The sequence below is a fragment of the Streptomyces sp. NRRL S-455 genome (genome assembly GCF_000717875.1).
In the GTDB taxonomy this organism is placed as follows: Bacteria; Actinomycetota; Actinomycetes; order Streptomycetales; family Streptomycetaceae; genus Streptomyces.
The window spans coordinates 161,290-176,740 of the sequence record NZ_JOCT01000008.1 but is presented as its reverse complement, the minus strand read 5'-3'; the positions used below and the strand labels follow the sequence as shown (position 1 = coordinate 176,740).

14 protein-coding genes are annotated in these 15,451 nt (G+C 71.3%); 9 read left to right on the top strand and 5 right to left on the bottom strand.

Annotation, left to right across the window (positions count from 1 at the left end; genetic code table 11):
• Positions 1 to 1,197 (bottom strand): serine/threonine-protein kinase (locus IE97_RS0113115; RefSeq protein WP_037844281.1); only part of this gene is annotated, 1,197 nt, incomplete at its 3' end.
• A gap of 242 nt (positions 1,198 to 1,439) precedes the next feature.
• Here IE97_RS0113115 and IE97_RS0113110 point away from each other — a divergent pair.
• Entirely contained in the window at positions 1,440 to 2,165 is a 726-nt protein-coding gene (locus tag IE97_RS0113110; RefSeq protein WP_030237285.1) for a hypothetical protein, read from the top strand.
• An 86-nt stretch (positions 2,166 to 2,251) separates the two neighbouring features.
• Here the strand turns inward: IE97_RS0113110 and IE97_RS0113105 are convergent, their stop codons facing one another.
• A complete protein-coding gene (locus IE97_RS0113105; RefSeq protein ID WP_030237282.1) occupies positions 2,252 to 2,833 on the bottom strand; it encodes a biotin transporter BioY in 582 nt (193 codons plus the stop codon).
• Positions 2,834 to 3,282: 449 nt separating this feature from the next.
• On the opposite strand from IE97_RS0113105, the gene IE97_RS0113100 reads away from it, so the two are divergent.
• The 7 genes from IE97_RS0113100 to IE97_RS0113070 all read left to right on the top strand — a co-directional run bounded on the left by IE97_RS0113100 (position 3,283) and on the right by IE97_RS0113070 (position 11,108).
• A complete protein-coding gene (locus IE97_RS0113100; protein ID WP_030237278.1) occupies positions 3,283 to 4,482 on the top strand; it encodes an ROK family protein in 1,200 nt (399 codons plus the stop codon).
• 232 nt (positions 4,483 to 4,714) lie between these two features.
• A complete protein-coding gene (locus IE97_RS0113095) occupies positions 4,715 to 5,773 on the top strand; it encodes an ABC transporter substrate-binding protein (protein WP_030237273.1) in 1,059 nt (352 codons plus the stop codon).
• Positions 5,770 to 6,639 carry an ABC transporter permease gene (locus IE97_RS0113090; RefSeq protein ID WP_030237269.1) on the top strand — a complete coding sequence of 290 codons (870 nt, stop codon included), beginning with the start codon at positions 5,770 to 5,772 and terminating at the stop codon, positions 6,637 to 6,639. The genes IE97_RS0113095 and IE97_RS0113090 overlap by 4 nt, the downstream gene beginning before the upstream one ends.
• Entirely contained in the window at positions 6,615 to 7,349 is a 735-nt protein-coding gene (locus IE97_RS0113085; RefSeq protein WP_030237265.1) for an ABC transporter ATP-binding protein, read from the top strand. The genes IE97_RS0113090 and IE97_RS0113085 overlap by 25 nt, the downstream gene beginning before the upstream one ends.
• Entirely contained in the window at positions 7,346 to 8,689 is a 1,344-nt protein-coding gene (locus IE97_RS0113080) for an LLM class flavin-dependent oxidoreductase (protein WP_030237262.1), read from the top strand. Before IE97_RS0113085 ends, IE97_RS0113080 begins: the two co-directional genes overlap by 4 nt.
• A gap of 18 nt (positions 8,690 to 8,707) precedes the next feature.
• A complete protein-coding gene (locus IE97_RS0113075) occupies positions 8,708 to 9,601 on the top strand; it encodes a TauD/TfdA dioxygenase family protein (RefSeq protein ID WP_030237258.1) in 894 nt (297 codons plus the stop codon).
• A 121-nt stretch (positions 9,602 to 9,722) separates the two neighbouring features.
• Positions 9,723 to 11,108, top strand: a complete 1,386-nt coding sequence (locus tag IE97_RS0113070; protein ID WP_030237253.1) for an amino acid permease — start codon at positions 9,723 to 9,725, stop codon at positions 11,106 to 11,108.
• Here the strand turns inward: IE97_RS0113070 and IE97_RS0113065 are convergent, their stop codons facing one another.
• Positions 11,109 to 13,295: a tetratricopeptide repeat protein gene (locus IE97_RS0113065; protein ID WP_037835065.1), complete on the bottom strand. Its 2,187-nt coding sequence runs from the start codon at positions 13,293 to 13,295 to the stop codon at positions 11,109 to 11,111.
• Positions 13,292 to 13,711, bottom strand: coding sequence for a hypothetical protein (locus IE97_RS42900; protein WP_030237246.1), 420 nt, complete (start codon positions 13,709 to 13,711; stop codon positions 13,292 to 13,294). The genes IE97_RS0113065 and IE97_RS42900 overlap by 4 nt, the downstream gene beginning before the upstream one ends.
• A gap of 158 nt (positions 13,712 to 13,869) precedes the next feature.
• Here IE97_RS42900 and IE97_RS0113055 point away from each other — a divergent pair, with 158 nt between their 5' ends.
• Positions 13,870 to 14,517: a superoxide dismutase gene (locus tag IE97_RS0113055; RefSeq protein ID WP_030237242.1), complete on the top strand. Its 648-nt coding sequence runs from the start codon at positions 13,870 to 13,872 to the stop codon at positions 14,515 to 14,517.
• 145 nt (positions 14,518 to 14,662) lie between these two features.
• Here the strand turns inward: IE97_RS0113055 and IE97_RS0113050 are convergent, their stop codons facing one another.
• Positions 14,663 to 15,439: an SAM-dependent methyltransferase gene (locus IE97_RS0113050; protein ID WP_030237238.1), complete on the bottom strand. Its 777-nt coding sequence runs from the start codon at positions 15,437 to 15,439 to the stop codon at positions 14,663 to 14,665.
• Between the last annotated feature and the right edge of the window lie 12 nt (positions 15,440 to 15,451).

Below are 15,451 nucleotides of genomic sequence, written 5' to 3'. Positions count from 1 at the left end.
GGGCTGGGGGCTGCACTCGGTGGCCGCCTGAGCCCTGGCGAGGGAGACGGGTCGGGGGCGGTGGCCGGCCGCGGGTTCGGAAGGGTCTGCCGAACGGGGCGCGCCAGGCTGGGTGTTCGCGGCAGTTTCCGTGGGTGGGGCTGGTGCGGGCGCGGCTGGTGGGGGTGGGGCTGGTGTGGGCGGCGGGTGGTTCGCGTTCCGGTGTGGTGCCGTCTCCCGGACGGTGGCCGGTCGGCGGGGGTCCTGCGGAAGAGGTGGCCGCGGGGGATGCGGTACTACGACGGGCTCCGGCGGCGGTTCCGGATCCGGCTCCCGCACGGACTCCGGTTCCGGGCGCCCCGCCTCGCTCCACCCCACGGGGACCGTGGCCGTCGGCGGTGGAAACGCCACCGGCTCCAGGGCGGCCTCCAGATCCTCCAGACCCGGGCGGGCCGACGGGTCCTTCGCCAGGAGGGACGTCAGCATGTCGCGCAGCGGGCCCGACGCGGCGGGGAGTTCGGGCTCCTCGTACAGCACCGCGTGCAGGGTCGCCAGCGTGGTGGCGCGGGCGAAGGGGGAACGGCCGCCCAGCGCGGCGCAGAGCGTCGCGCCGAGGGACCAGATGTCGGAGGGCGGGCCCTGCGGGTGGCCGGAGATGCGCTCGGGGGCCATGTAGTCGGGCGAGCCGACCAGCATCCCGACCATGGTGAGCGCCTTGGCGTCCTGGATCGCGGCGATGCCGAAGTCCGTGAGGACGACTCGTCGTTCCGGTCGGCGAAGCCCTGGCCCATGGCCGGAAACCACGCCTCCCCCAGGTCCGGATCCGGCCGCCCCGCCCGCGGTTTCCACCAGCACGTTCCCGGGTTTGATGTCCCGGTGCAGCACGCCCCCCGCGTGGACCTGCCGGAGCGCCGCGACCAGGCCGAGCCCGATCCGGGCCGTCTCGCAGGTGCTCAGCGGGCCCTCCTGCGCGAGGATCCTTTCGAGGGAGCGGCCCGCGACCAACTCCATGACGATCCACAGGCGTTCGCCTTCGTCGACCACGTCGTAGACCCGCACGACGTTGGGGTGGTCGATCCGGGCGGTGGCCCTCGCTTCGCGCAGGGTGCGCTCGCGGCGTGTCCCGCTGTCCTCCGCGTCCAGGTCGTCGATTCGCATTTCCTTGACGGCGACCTGCCGGTCGAGTATTTCGTCGGCGGCTCGCCACACCCGCCCCATTCCCCCCTGGCCGATACTTTCGACCAGCCGATAGCGCCCCGTCACCAATATCCCTGGAACACCGCCGCTGTTCGCATTCCCCGACAATCCGCTGCACCCCCTCCACGACGCCGCGACCGACTCCCAGTGAAACACAACGGTCACACTTCGCGTCGTACCAGGATAGTGCGGGGAAATCTTGTGGTACCTCTTTCAGTGCTGCGAATTCAGGCGCAGCCCAGGGGGACGCAAGGGGGACGAACATGAGTTCACGTCGTACGGCCATGGTCGCGGGACCACTGGTCGCGGCATCATTCTCAGCGGTGCTGATCCTTTCCGGCACCGCCGGCGCGAAGGACGAAGGGCCTGCGAGCAGCAAGGGGGGAAAGGTCGTTGACGACGCACCGGCGGGGGTGAAGCTCACCACGCTGCTGCCCGAGAAGATCTCGGTCGACAACGGTTCCGAAAAGACGGCGATTACCGCCACGGTGAAGAACGAGGGAAGCAAGGACAGCGGGAAGATCAGGCTGCTGGTCGTCGGATTCGACGGACTTGTCGTCAAGAACGTCGAGGGCTGTTCCGTGATACCCGAGAAGAGTCTTCCGGAGGGCTCGAACAGCGGTTTCTCCTGCCCGATCGACAATCTCGCCGCCGGCAAGTCGAAGTCGTACGCCGTGGACGCGACATACGACCTGGGAAAGACCGGAAAGATCTGCCTGCCGGTCCAGACGAGCGACGGGAAGAAGACGTTCTGGCAGCAGGGCCCGGTACCGTTCGGCACCACCAACCCGTCGCCGGACGCCCCGGCCACGCCCCTGCTGCTCGGTACGGACAACAAGCCGGCGGGACCGGGCGGCAAGGAGCTGCCGAAGACCGGGCCGGCACGTGATCTGCTGCCGCTGGGCACGGCCGGAGCGTCGCTGCTCGCGGTGGGCGTGGCCGGAATGTGGTGGTCGCAGCGGCGGCGGACGGGGCAGCGGGAGGGCTGAACCGGCCCCTCGACGCCCTGCGCACACGCGAGAGGCCCGCCGGGGGAAACCACACCTCGGCGGGCCTCTCGGCAACGTCTGCGAGCTCAGCTCTTGTTGGCGAACTTCCAGGCCGTCGGCAGCGCACCCATCGCCAGCGCCGCCTTCAGCGCGTCACCGACGAGGAACGGCGTGAGGCCGGCCGCGATCGCGGCGGTGGCGGACATGCCGGTGGCGAGGGCCAGGTAGGGCACACCGACGGCGTAGATGATCGCCTCGCCCACCAGCATGGCGCCCGCCATGCGCAGCATCGAGCGGTCGGCGCCGCGGCGGGCCAGGGCGCCCACGGCGGCCGAGGCGAGGATCATGCCGAGGATGTAGCCGAAGGAGGGGGCGACACCGGAGGTGCCGCTCGCGAACCACGGCACACCGGCGATGCCCGCCACGGCGTACAGCGCGAGTGCGAGGAATCCGCGGCCGGCACCGAGGGAGGTGCCGACGAGCAGCGCGGCGAAGGTCTGGCCGGTCACCGGCACCGGGGAGCCCGGGACGGGCACCGAGATCTGGGCGGCGAGGCCGGTGAGCGCGGCGCCGCCGAGCACGAGGGCCGCGTCCCTGACACGGGAGGCAGGGAGCAGGTCGGCGAGGACCTGTCCGGTGCGTACGGGTGTGGCGGCGGCGGTGCTCATGGGGACTCCGCGAGGGTGAGGGTGGGCGGGACATCGTGACGCTATCCCAGCGTGCTCACCCCGATCACCGTCACTGGTCGACAAAGGCGCGAACCGGCGCTTGGTCGGCTTCACACAAAGGGTGCGGGTTACACCGAGTACGAGGTGATGCCGGTCACGGTGATGAGGTGGTGCGCGACACCGGAACCGGGTCGAAGGGCGTCTGTAGGTTTCCGCCAAAGCGCCGGGGCTCCCGTCTCGCCCGTCGGTCGCCGTCTGTCCGGCCGCGGGCCGCTTTGCTAGCGTCGACGACATGGTTGCCCAGGCCCGGTACTTCTCGCAGCGTCGCTACGTCGACCTGCGACGCCAGGGCACGGCCACCTGTCGCCGCCCGGTGTGAGGCGGGGCGGAGCGGATCCGGCTCGCCGATCGAGACGGCGCAGTGTCGGACCGGCCCCAGAAAGATTCCCATGCCTCGTACCGCGGCTCCCCTTCTGACCTCCCCCATCCCCCGTGTCGCCGACAGCGACCGGCGCCGTACCAGCGCGAGCGTCGTCCTGCGGTCCGTCCTGGAGCACGGGCCGGTCGCGCGCAGCACCATCGCCCGGCTGACCGGCCTGTCCCCGGCGTCGGTGACCGACTACTGCGCCCGGTTCGCGGAGTTGGGCCTCATCCGTGAGTCGGCCGTGCCGCGGCGCTCCAAAGGTGTGGGGCGGCCGCACCTGCCGGTGGATTTGGACGACTCCCGGTTCGTGGTGGGCGGGGTGCACGTGGCGGTGCCGCACACCACGGTCGCGCTGCTGGATCTGCGGGGGCGCGTGGTGGCCCGGCGCGAGACGGAGCACGAACGCACCGACCCCGCACTGGTGCTGGCCCGGGCCGCCGACGGGCTGGCCGCGCTGCTCGCCGCCGCTCCCGGCAGCCGGCCGCTTGGCGTCGGATTCGCGGCGGGCGGCTGGGTGGACCGGGACTCGGGCACCGTCGTGGAGCATCCGCTGCTGGGCTGGCGCGAGGTGCCGGTGCGGGAGGTGCTCGGCGCGCGCACCGGTCTGCCGGTCCATGTGGACGGACACGCACGGTCGTTGGTCAACGCGGAGCGGCTGTTCGGGCAGGCACGGGGCAGTCGCAGCCTGCTGCACCTGTTCGCGGGCAACGTGGTCGACGCGGCGTTCAGCACCAACGACGTGGTGCACCACGGGCCGCGCTCCCAGGCCGGGGCCATCGCCCATCTGCCGGTGCCGGGCGGCACGGAACCCTGCGACTGCGGCCGCGTCGGCTGCCTCCAGGCCGAGTTGAGCGAGCTGACCCTGTGCCGGCGGGCCCGCGAGGCGGGGATCACCGACGGGACGAACCCGATGCACGTGGTCGGTGCCGCCGCGGCCGGTGACCCGGTCGCGGTACGGCTGCTGCGGGAGCGGTCGCGCCGGGTGGGGCGTGCGGTGGGGCTGCTGCTCGACGTGCTCAACCCCGAGCAGGTGGTCGTGACGGAGGTCGGAATCAGGCACCGCGCGGACTGTCTGGCCGCGCTGCGGGAAGAGGTCGGGCCGGGCCGCGCGGAGACCGTCTCACCGATCAGTTTCCCGGATTCCGTACTGGCCGTAGCGGCGGGTTCGGTGGCACTGGACGTTGTCTATCGGGATCCACTGGCCGCGTCACCTGAGGCGATTTAATTCAGAAACTCGGAATGTTGACAGGTCGGGCAGCCGGCCAGGAACATCCTGTTCATGAGCCCGCTCACGAGCTGTCGCACCCTCTGTTGCTGACCCGTTGACGCGCCCCCGGCGCCCCGGTCACGGAGCGCTTTCTCCTTCCTTTGTGAAATTCGCGTGAATTCCCTGCCCGGCTTTCTCCGGGCCGGAATTCCGTGTGCTGTGCCCTCTTCCATACCCAGGGAGTCCTCCCATGCCCTCGCCCCCCGTTTCCGGTTTCGACCGGCGTCTGTTCCTGACCTCACTGCTCGGCGTGACGGCCGCGGCAGCCGGGCTGAGCGGCTGCGCGGACAGCAGCGCCGCGGCCGGCGAGACGGCCTCCGACGCCCCCCTGGCCACCAAGGTGCCCGCCGGTACGAGCCTGAAGATCGCCTCGTACCAGGGCGCGCAGGAACTCCAGTTCAAGCTGGCCGGCTTCCGCGACCTGCCGTTCAAGGTGTCCAACTGGCTGAACATCGGCGCGGGCCCCGATGTCATCAACGCCTTCCGCGCCAAGTCGCTGGAGGTCGCCAACAACGCGGGCATCCCGCCGATCCAGGCGTACTACCAGGGCTTCGACGCGAAGATCGTCGCGATCAACATCACCCGCAAGCCCAACTACCTCTTCGCCACCAAGCCCGGCAGCGACATCCGCGCGGTCGCCGACTTCAAGGGCAGGCGGCTGGCCTTCTCCCAGGGCCAGGCCCAGGGCGTCGTCCTGCTCCGGGCCCTGAAGAAGGCCGGGCTGGCCTACGACGACGTGGAGCTGGTGCCGCTGACCAGCAACCAGTTCCTCACCGCCCTGCAGTCCGGGCAGGTGGACATCGCGCCGCTCGCCAACACCCAGGCACCCGCCTACCTGACGAAGTACCAGTCCGCCCGCACCATCAGGACGGACGTGGTGGACCTGCTCAACCTGCTGTGGGCGCCGGTCTCGGTGCTGAACGACGAGGCGAAGGCCGCCGCCGTCGCCGCGTACATCCCGTACTGGGCGAAGAGCCAGGTGTGGACGTACGAGCACCCCGACGAGTGGAACGAGCGGTTCTACGTCGGGACGCAGAACCTGACCCTCGCCCAGGCGAAGGCGGTCACCGCGCTGGCCAACAAGCCGCTGTTCCCGCCGCGCTGGGACGAGGCGATCGAGTGGGAGCAGGAGACCGCCGATCTGCTCGCGGAGGGCGGCTTCGTGAAGAAGTTCGACGTGTCCGAGCTCTTCGACCACCGATTCGAGTCCCTCGCGGCGAAGGCCGTACCAGCGGAGTACCGGAGGTGACCGCCGTGACCACGACCACGACCACCACCGCGAACACGACCCCCGCCGCACCCCTCGCACCGGTGGAGGAGGCACCTCAGGTGCGCAGGCGCCGGCGGCTGGCCCCCGGCCGGCGGCTGCCCGCCACCCGGCTCATCGGGCCCGCCGTCGTCCTCGCGCTGTGGGTCGTCGCCTCCGCCGCCGGACTGCTCGACACGGGCGCGATCCCGGCCCCCTGGACGGTGCTGGAGACGGGCACCCGCCTGTGGACCGAGGGCACGCTGCCGGACGACATCCTGACCTCGTTGCAGCGTGCGGCCGGCGGCTTCGCGATCGGCCTGACCGTGGGCATCCTGCTGGCGCTGGCGTCCGGGCTCACCCGGACCGGCGAGGCGCTGATCGACGGGACGGTCAACCTCAACCGGGCCATCCCCACCCTGGGTCTGATCCCGCTGTTCATCCTCTGGCTGGGCATCGGCGAGACCTTCAAGATCGCCATCATCGCGATCGTCGTCTACATCCCGGTCTACCTCAACACGCACGCCGCGCTGTCCGGCATCGACAGCCGTTTCGTCGAACTGGCCGAGGTGCAGGGACTGTCGAAGTTCCGGTTCATCCGGCAGGTCGTCGTCCCCGGTGCCCTGCCCGGCTTCTTCGTCGGGCTGCGGCTCGGCGTGACCGGGTCCTGGCTGGGCCTGGTGGTGCTGGAGCAGATCAACGCCACCAGCGGGCTCGGCTACATGATGTTCCAGGCGCAGAACTACGGCCAGACGGACGTCATCCTCGTCGGCCTGGTCGTCTACGGCATCTTCGGCCTGATCTCCGACAGCACGGTCCGTCTGATCGAACGGAGGGTGCTGTCATGGCGCCGCACACTGAGCAGCTGACCCGCCCCGCCGTCCAGCTGCGAGGCCTGACCCGGTCGTTCGAGGGGCGCACGGTCCTCGACGGCATCGACCTCGACCTGCCCGCCGGGCAGCTCACGGCCCTGCTCGGGCACAGCGGCTCCGGCAAGAGCACGCTGCTGCGGGCCATCGCCGGACTCGACCACGGCGTGAGCGGCAGCGGGCAGCTCTCCGCGCCCGAGCGGGTGTCGGTGGTCTTCCAGGACTCCCGGCTGCTGCCCTGGCGGCGGGTGCTCGACAACGTGCTCCTCGGCGCGGAGGGCAAGGACGCCGGACGCAAGGGCCGTGAGGCGCTCGAGGAGGTGGGGCTGAAGGGCCGTGAGCGGGCCTGGCCGGGCCAGCTGTCCGGCGGGGAGGCCCAGCGCGCCGCCCTGGCCCGGTCCCTCGTACAGGAGCCGGAACTGCTGCTCGCCGACGAGCCGTTCGGGGCGCTGGACGCGCTCACCCGGATCCGGATGCACGGCCTGCTGCGGGAGCTGTGGGAGCGCCACCGGCCCTCGGTGCTGCTGGTCACCCACGACGTGGACGAGGCGATCGTGCTCGCCGACCGGGTGCTCGTCCTCGACCAGGGCCGGATCGGCCTCGACCTCACCATCGACCGCGCGCACCCGCGGTCGTACCGCGACCCCCTGCTCGGCGAGTACCGGGAGCGGCTGCTGGCCGCGCTCGGTGTCACGGAGGACCATCGATGACCCGCGGACAGCTGCATCTCAACGCGTTCCTGATGAACACCGGCCACCACGAGGCATCCTGGCGGCTGCCGGAGAGCGACCCCTACGCGCACGTGGACCTGGCGCACTACGTGCGGCTCGCGCGGATCGCCGAGCGCGGCACCTTCGACTCGCTGTTCCTCGCCGACGGCCCGCAGCTGTGGAGCAGTGTGGCGCAGCGGCCCGCCGGGGCGCTGGAACCGATCACGCTGCTGACCGCGCTGGCGACGGCCACCGAGCACATCGGCCTGATCGCCACGGCCTCCACCTCGTACAACTCGCCGTACAACCTGGCCCGCAAGTTCGCCACGCTGGACCACATCAGCGGTGGCCGGGCGGGCTGGAACATCGTCACCACCGCCGGTGCCGAGGCCGCCCGCAACTTCGGTCTGGACGCGGAGCCGGCGCACGCCGAACGGTACGCGCGGGCCGCCGAGTTCCTCGACGTGGCGCTGAAGCTGTGGGACAGCTGGGAGGACGACACGATCGTCGCCGACAAGGCGGCGGGCGTGTGGGGCGACGACGCGAAGATCCACCCGCCGCGGCACCGGGGGCGTTTCTTCAGCGTCGAAGGGGCGCTCAACGTGCCCCGTACACCACAGGGTTACCCCCTGCTGGTGCAGGCGGGCTCCTCGGAGGACGGCAAGCGGTTCGCCGCCCGGTACGCGGAGGCGGTGTTCACGGCCCAGCAGACCGTCGAGGACGCGCGGGCCTTCTACGCCGACCTCAAGTCCCGGACGGTCGCCGCCGGCCGCGACGCCGACCACATCAAGGTACTGCCCGGCATCGTCCCGGTGATCGGCTCGACCGAGGCCGAGGCGCTCGCGAACGAGCGGGTCCTGGAGGAACACATCGTGCACACGCACGGCGTGGACCGCCTGGAGCGGCTCCTGCAGCTCGCCCCCGGCAGCCTGGACCTGGACGGCCCGCTCCCCTCCGACCTGCCGCCGGAGAGCGCCATCGAGGGCGCCAAGAGCCGCTACACGCTCGTCGTCGAGCTGGCCCGGCGCGAGCGGCTCACCGTGCGGCAGCTCATCGGGCGGCTCGGCGGCGGGCGCGGGCACCTCACCTTCGCCGGGACGCCCGAGCAGGTCGCCGACACGATCCAGCTCTGGTTCGAGTCGGGCGCCGCCGACGGCTTCAACATCATGCCCGCGGTGCTGCCCTCCGGCCTGGAGGCCTTCGTCGACCACGTCGTCCCGGTCCTGCGCGCCCGCGGCCTGCTCCGCACCGAGTACGGCGGTCCCCGCCGCACCCTGCGGGAGCGGTACGGCCTCCCCCGCCCCGCCAACCAGCACGTCATCGCCCCCGCGCTCGTCTGATCCGGAAGGAACCCCGCCATGACCATCGAGATCCACAAGATCACCGCGAACATCGGCGCCCGCGTCGAGGGCGTCGACATCACCCGGCCCCTCGACGAGGAGACCTACGCCGCCCTGCGGGAGGCGCTCAACGCCCACAAGGCCCTCGTCTTCGACGCGGCGGGCCTGGACGACGCGGGTCAGCAGGCCTTCGTCCGCCACTTCGGCGACATCACGACCGCCCACCCCACGGTGTCCGCCGTCGACGGCGCCCCGAACGTGCTGCCCGTCGACAGCGAGGGCGGCCGGGCCGCCAACCACTGGCACACCGACGTCACCTTCGTCCTCAACCCGCCGCAGGCCACCAGCCTGCGCAGCATCACGGTCCCGCCCTACGGCGGCGAGACGCTGATCGCCAGCTCGGCCGCCGCCTACCGGAACCTGCCCGACTCGCTGCGGAATCTCGCCGACACGCTGTGGGCCGAGCACACCAATGACTACGACTACGCCGTTCCGGAGGAGGCCGTCGACGAGGAACAGGCCGCCCGGCGCGCCCAGTTCACGTCGATCAAGTACCGCACGGTCCACCCGGTGGTCCGCGTCCACCCGCTGACCGAAGAACGCGGGCTGTTCATCGGCGGCTTCGCCCAGCGGATCGTGGGCCTGTCGGCGGGCGAGTCCCGCAAGGTCCTCGACCTGCTCCAGGCGTACGTCACCCGGCCGGAGAACGTCCTGCGCCACCGCTGGTCGCCGAACCAGCTCGTGCTGTTCGACAACCGCATCACCCAGCACTACGCCGTCGACAACTACGACGGCCGGCCGCGCCGCCTGCACCGGGTCACGGTCGCCGGGGACATCCCCGTCGGGATCGAGGGCAAGGAGAGCTACGTCATCGAGGGCGACGCCTCGCACTACACACCGGTCGCCGCGTAGCCACACAGAGCGACGCGAGCGTCCGGATGCTGGGATGCCTCGCCGCCGCGGCAGGGAGGCATCCCACACTGGCGGCGTTTTTGCCCTCGCACACCCTCACGCATTTGGACGAGCCGCGCCCATGCCCAGCAGCACCACCACGGAGACGCCGACCGGCACGGACGGCGTCTCCCTCTCCCATGGCCTGAAGCAGCGCCATCTGTCGATGATCGCCCTCGGCGGCGTGATCGGTGCCGGTCTGTTCGTCGGCTCCGGTGCCGGCATCGCCGCCGCCGGCCCGTCGATCGTGGTCGCCTACGCCCTCTCCGGTCTCCTCGTGATGCTGGTGATGCGGATGCTCGGCGAGATGTCCGCCGCGTATCCGTCGTCGGGTTCGTTCTCGGCGCACGCCGAGCGGGCGATCGGCCCCTGGGCCGGCTTCACCGCCGGCTGGGCCTTCTGGGTCCTGCTCTGCACGGCCGTCGGCCTGGAGGGCATCGGCGCCGCGGAGATCGTCAGCGACTGGCTGCCGGGCACCCCGGAGTGGCTGTGGGTGGCGTTGTTCATGGTCGTGTTCTGCGGCACGAACCTCGCGGCCGTGAAGAACTTCGGCGAGTTCGAGTTCTGGTTCGCGGCCCTGAAGGTCGGCGCGATCACCCTGTTCCTGGTGCTCGGCGTCCTGGCGATCCTCGGGATCCTGCCGGGCACGGATTCCCCCGGCGCCTCGCACCTCACCGACTTCCTCCCCAACGGCGGCGAGGGCCTGGTCATCGGCCTGCTCGCGTCGGTCTTCGCCTACGGCGGCCTGGAGACGGTCACCATCGCGGCGGCCGAGTCGGAGAACCCGGTCAAGGGCGTGGCGAGCGCGGTCCGTACGGCGATGTGGCGCATCGCGCTGTTCTACGTCGGCTCGATGGCGGTCATCGTCACGCTGGTGCCGTGGGACTCCAAGGAGGTCGTCGAGAAGGGTCCGTACGTCGCCGCCCTGGACGAGCTCGGCATCCCGGGTGCCGGCCAGCTGATGAACGTGGTCGTGCTGGTGGCGCTGCTGTCCGCGATGAACGCCAACATCTACGGCGCCTCCCGGATCGCCTACTCGCTGGTGGAGCGCGGCCAGGGCCCGAAGGGGCTGGGCCGGATCTCGGGCGGGGTGCCGCGGATCGCCGTCCTGGCGTCCTCGGTGTTCGGGTTCCTGTGCGTGCTGCTGAGCTACTGGCGGCCGAACGACGTCTTCGCCTGGCTGCTGAACATGATCGGCGCGGTGATCCTGGTCGTCTGGATCTTCATCGCCGTCTCGCAGCTGCGGCTGCGGCGTCGGCTGGAGCGTGAGGCGCCGGAGAAGCTGGTCGTGCGGATGTGGCTGTTCCCGTGGCTGACGTGGGTCGCGCTGGCCGGCATGGCCGCCGTCTTCGTCCTGATGGCCCGGGAGCCGGACACCCGGGTGCAGTTGTACTCGACCGGTGGGATGACCGTGTTCCTGGCCCTGGTGGGGTACGGGTGGCAGCGGGTGCGGGCGCCCCGGGGCTGATCAGTCACCGGCTTCGGCCTGCCAGTCGGCGAGCCAGACACGGTCCTCGATGACGAACGGGTGCTCGGCTCCGAGCACCCGTTCGCTTCGCTCGATGACGTCCTTGAGGATCGCGACGGCTTCGGCGATCCGCCCCGACCCCTTGGCGATCAGGGCTTGGAGGGTCAGGGCGGACAGCGCCTGGGGGTGGTCGGCGCCTTGGACGGTGATCCGGTCGGCCAGTACGCGCCGGGCGAGCGGCGCCGCTTCCTCGTACCGGCCCAAGTGGTACAGGCCGAAGGCGTAGTTGTGCCGAGCGGTCAGCGTCGTGAGGTCGTCGGGCGGCAGGGCGCGCTCGCAGACGCCGAGGAGGGCTTCGGCCTCCGTCTCGAGCTCCTGCCCCCTGCCCATGCGGGCCAGCAGCTCCAGCAAGTCCGCCCAGGTCGCCAGCGTTTCCGGGGAGTCCTCCCCCAGCACTCGCCGCTGCCCGTCGAGGGCCCTGCGGAGGAAGGGCTCGGCCTCCTCCTCCCTGCCCAGGAGCAGAAGGGGGGAGTGCAGGCGGTGGCAGCTGCGGAGCGTGTCCGGGTGATCGGGGCCCAGGACGCGTTCGCGCCGTCCGAGGACCAGGCGGCACAGGGCCTCGGACTCGGCATAGCGCCCGTTGCGCCACAGCGCGCCGGCCTCCGCGTCCCTGGCCTCCAGGGCCGCCGGATGCTCCACGCCCAGAAGTGCCTCGATCCGCTCGACGACCGCGGGAGCGGACTCCAGCGTGCCCGCGAACTCGGCGGAGTCGAACAGTCGCCGCAACACACCCGCGGCCAGTGCGGCGGTCCGTTCGCCGGGTGCCGCGGCGAGAAGCGCCGAGGCGTGCGGTGTGAGCAGGGCGAGCCGGCGCCGCCGGTCCAGCGGATTGACTCCCTGCCCGGGCAGTGCGGCCTCCAGCAGGGTGGCCGCCACCGCCGCGTGAGCGGAGCGCTGCGCCGGCGTCATACCCGCGGCGACACTGTCGAGCAGGACCCCGTGCGCCCGCACACACCGCACTCCGTCGGTCTCCACCAGCTCGGCCAGCGAGTGATCGAGGAGTCCTCGGAGCGCGGGCTCCAACTGCCCGGCGCGCACGGCCGGTTCGAGCCCCTCTGCCGCGGTGTCCCGCAGAGCCGCCGGCACACTCAACGGCACCGGATCCGCCGCCAGCAGCGACAGCAGCCGCAGTAGCGTGGCCGCTTCGGGCAGCCCCTGCTCCGCCAACGCGTCAAGGGACAACTGCCATGTGCGGCCGACCAGTTGGCGTGACTGACCGCTGCCGTGCCCCGACGCCCCCCGGTCGACGATGGCCGTCGACTCCTCGGCGAGCCTGTTGTCGTACTCCTCCATGGTCCACGACTCCAGCAGCTGATGGGCGAGATGGGAACCGGCCAGGGTGAGGGCGAGCGGCAGGCGGCCCAGGCGGTGGGCCACCTTGCGTGCCGAGTCGAGGTCCCCCGCGTCGGGGGCCAGATCGCACAGCAGCTGAGCGGCGTCGTCCAGTGGCAGGAGGCCGAGGGCGTACCCGGTCACTCCCGGGCCGCGCCACAACGGTGACGTGGCGTGCCGGGTGGTGACCAGGACGGTGCCCCGCCCACTCGTGCGCAGCCACGCCCCGCCCTCCAGGACCGTCGGGTCGTCGGCGTTGTCGAGGACCAGCAGCCAGGGTTCGGTCGAGTGGTCGAGGTAGTCCCAGACCAGGTCGGCCGCGGCGCGCTGGCCCGCGGCGGCCGCGGCGAGTTCGCCGGCCGTCGCGCCCCGGTCACCGGCGACCGCCAGCATTCCGGCGCGCAGGGACATCCGCTCGGAGGCGTTGACCCAGAAGCCGACGCGTCCGTGTTCGCGTACCGCCTCGTTGAACAGCCAGTACGCCAGCGCGGTCTTGCCGCAGCCACCCATGCCGTGCACGACGTGGACCGCGCCGCCAGGTCCGGCGACGGCAGCGCCGAGCACCTCGCGGAGTTCTTCGCGGTTGCGCAGGATGCCCGGCGGTCGGCCGACCAGCGGCATCCGCACGGAGTCGGGAGCGGTCGGCCCGGCCCCCGCCGGGGGCACGACGTGGCGTCCGAAGAGCGGTCCGCCGGCACCGGCGTCGTAGTGATGGTGGTGTTCCTCTATGTACTGGTCACCGGAGGTCTGGAAGATCCGGCCCTGGCCCGAGGCCCGGGCGCCGAGTTCGCTCATCGTTCGGTGATGTGCTGGTCGCGTCCGGCCTGGTAGACCCGGCCGCTGCCGGAGACCTCGGCGCACAGCCGGACGTCCACCACCGAGTTCGCTTCGGGCAGCTCGGGACGCAACTCGGCGAGGATCCGGCGCAGTTCGTCGGCCACCTCGGGCCGGGCGAGCAGGAGCCGGCGCACCCTCGCCTGCCATTCGGCGGTGAGTTCGGCCTCGGTGTCGGTGTCTCCCGCCTCGCGGGCGAGCAGCAGGTCCTCGCGAGTTGCCTCGAGTTCGCCCCCCACGGTGTCGGCCCGGTCGGGCTGGAAGCGCCGCCAGAGGGCGACCACTCCCTCGCGGGTGGACTCCCAGGCCTGAGTGGCCATCAGCGTCACCATCGTCGTACCCGCCGTTCTGGCGAGCTCGGCCATCTCCGGTCCCACGGCATCCCCCTGTCGCGTACACACCGATGGTAGGCCGCGATCCCGGCGCCGCCGAACGCATTCACGCAACGCTTGCGACCCTCCCACCTCAGCCGCCTTGATGCTGTTAGCCTGCACTTGCAAGTTAATTGCAATAAGAGGTCCGAAGGGGTCCTGTCATGCCGGTCTACACGCTGCCCGAGCTCCCGTACGACTACTCCGCGCTCGCCCCCGTGATCAGCCCCGAGATCATCGAGCTGCACCACGACAAGCACCACGCGGCCTATGTGAAAGGTGCCAACGACACGCTGGAGCAGCTCGCGGAGGCGCGGGACAAGGAGTCGTGGGGGTCGATCAACGGGCTGGAGAAGAACCTGGCCTTCCACCTCTCCGGGCACATCCTGCACAGCATCTACTGGCAGAACATGACCGGTCCGAAGGACGGCGGCGGTGAGCCGCTGGCACAGGACGGCGTGGGCGAGCTGGCGGACGCGATCGCCGAGTCGTTCGGGTCGTTCGCGAACTTCAAGGCGCAGCTTTCCAAGGCGTCCGCCACCACGCAGGGTTCGGGCTGGGGCGTGCTCGCCCACGAGCCGCTGAGCGGGCGGCTGATCGTGGAGCAGGTCTACGACCACCAGGGCAACGTGGGGCAGGGCGCCACCCCGATCCTGGTCTTCGACGCCTGGGAGCACGCCTTCTACCTGCAGTACCGCAACCAGAAGGTGGACTTCATCGAGGCGATGTGGCAGGTCGTCAACTGGCAGGACGTCGCGCGGCGTTACGAGGCCGCCAAGTCCCGCGCGGACGTGCTGCTGCTGGCGCCCTGAGGCCGGCCCCGTGAAGCGTCCTGCCTCGTGATCGTCTTCTCACCCTTCACGGCGGCAGGCGGAAAGAAGAAGGCCCCCGCGAGTGGGGGTCCCCCCTGCTCGAAGAGCTTGGGGGAGTGACTCGCGGGGGCCTTCCGCAGGTGCGCTACGGCTTGCGGCCGAGGCCGCCGTGCTGGCCGATCGGTTCCGTCGGTCCGCCCGGCTCGGGGTGCCACAGCGGGACCGACACCACACCCGGCTCCACCAGCTCCAGGCCCTCGAAGAACGCCTCGATCTGCTCCACCGGCCGCAGGATGTACGGGACGGCGCCCGTCTCGTTGTAGGCGTCCTGCGCCTGCTCGTAGGCCGGGTCGGTGCCACGGGAGCCCTCGTTGAGGGAGAGGTAGCTGCCCGAGGGCAGGCCCGCCATCAGGCGGCGGACCAGGTCGCGGGCCTGCTCGTAGTCGGCCACGTGGCCCAGGATGCCGCTGAGGATCAGGGCGGTGGGGCGGCTGAGGTCGAGTGTCCCGCCGGCGGCCGCGAGGATCTTCTCGGGCTCGTGGAGGCTGATGGGCTCGTACGCCGTCGCGCCCTCGGGGGTGGAGGTGAGCAGGGCGCGGGCGTGCGCGAGGACCAGCGGGTCGTTGTCGACGTAGACGATCCGCGACTCGGGGGCCAGGCGCTGGGCCACTTCGTGGGTGTTGTCGACGGTGGGCAGGCCGGTGCCGACGTCGAGGAACTGCCGTACGCCCGCCTCCCGGACCAGGTGGCGGATGCTGCGGCCGAGGAAGGCGCGGCTGCTGCGGGCGATGGTGACGATGCCGGGGAAGACGGCGGTGTAGGCGTCGCCTGCCGCCTCGTCCACCGGGTAGTTGTCCTTGCCGCCCAGCCAGTAGTTCCAGATCCGGGCCGAGTGCGGCACCGAGGTGTCGATGTCCGTCATGGCGCCCATGGT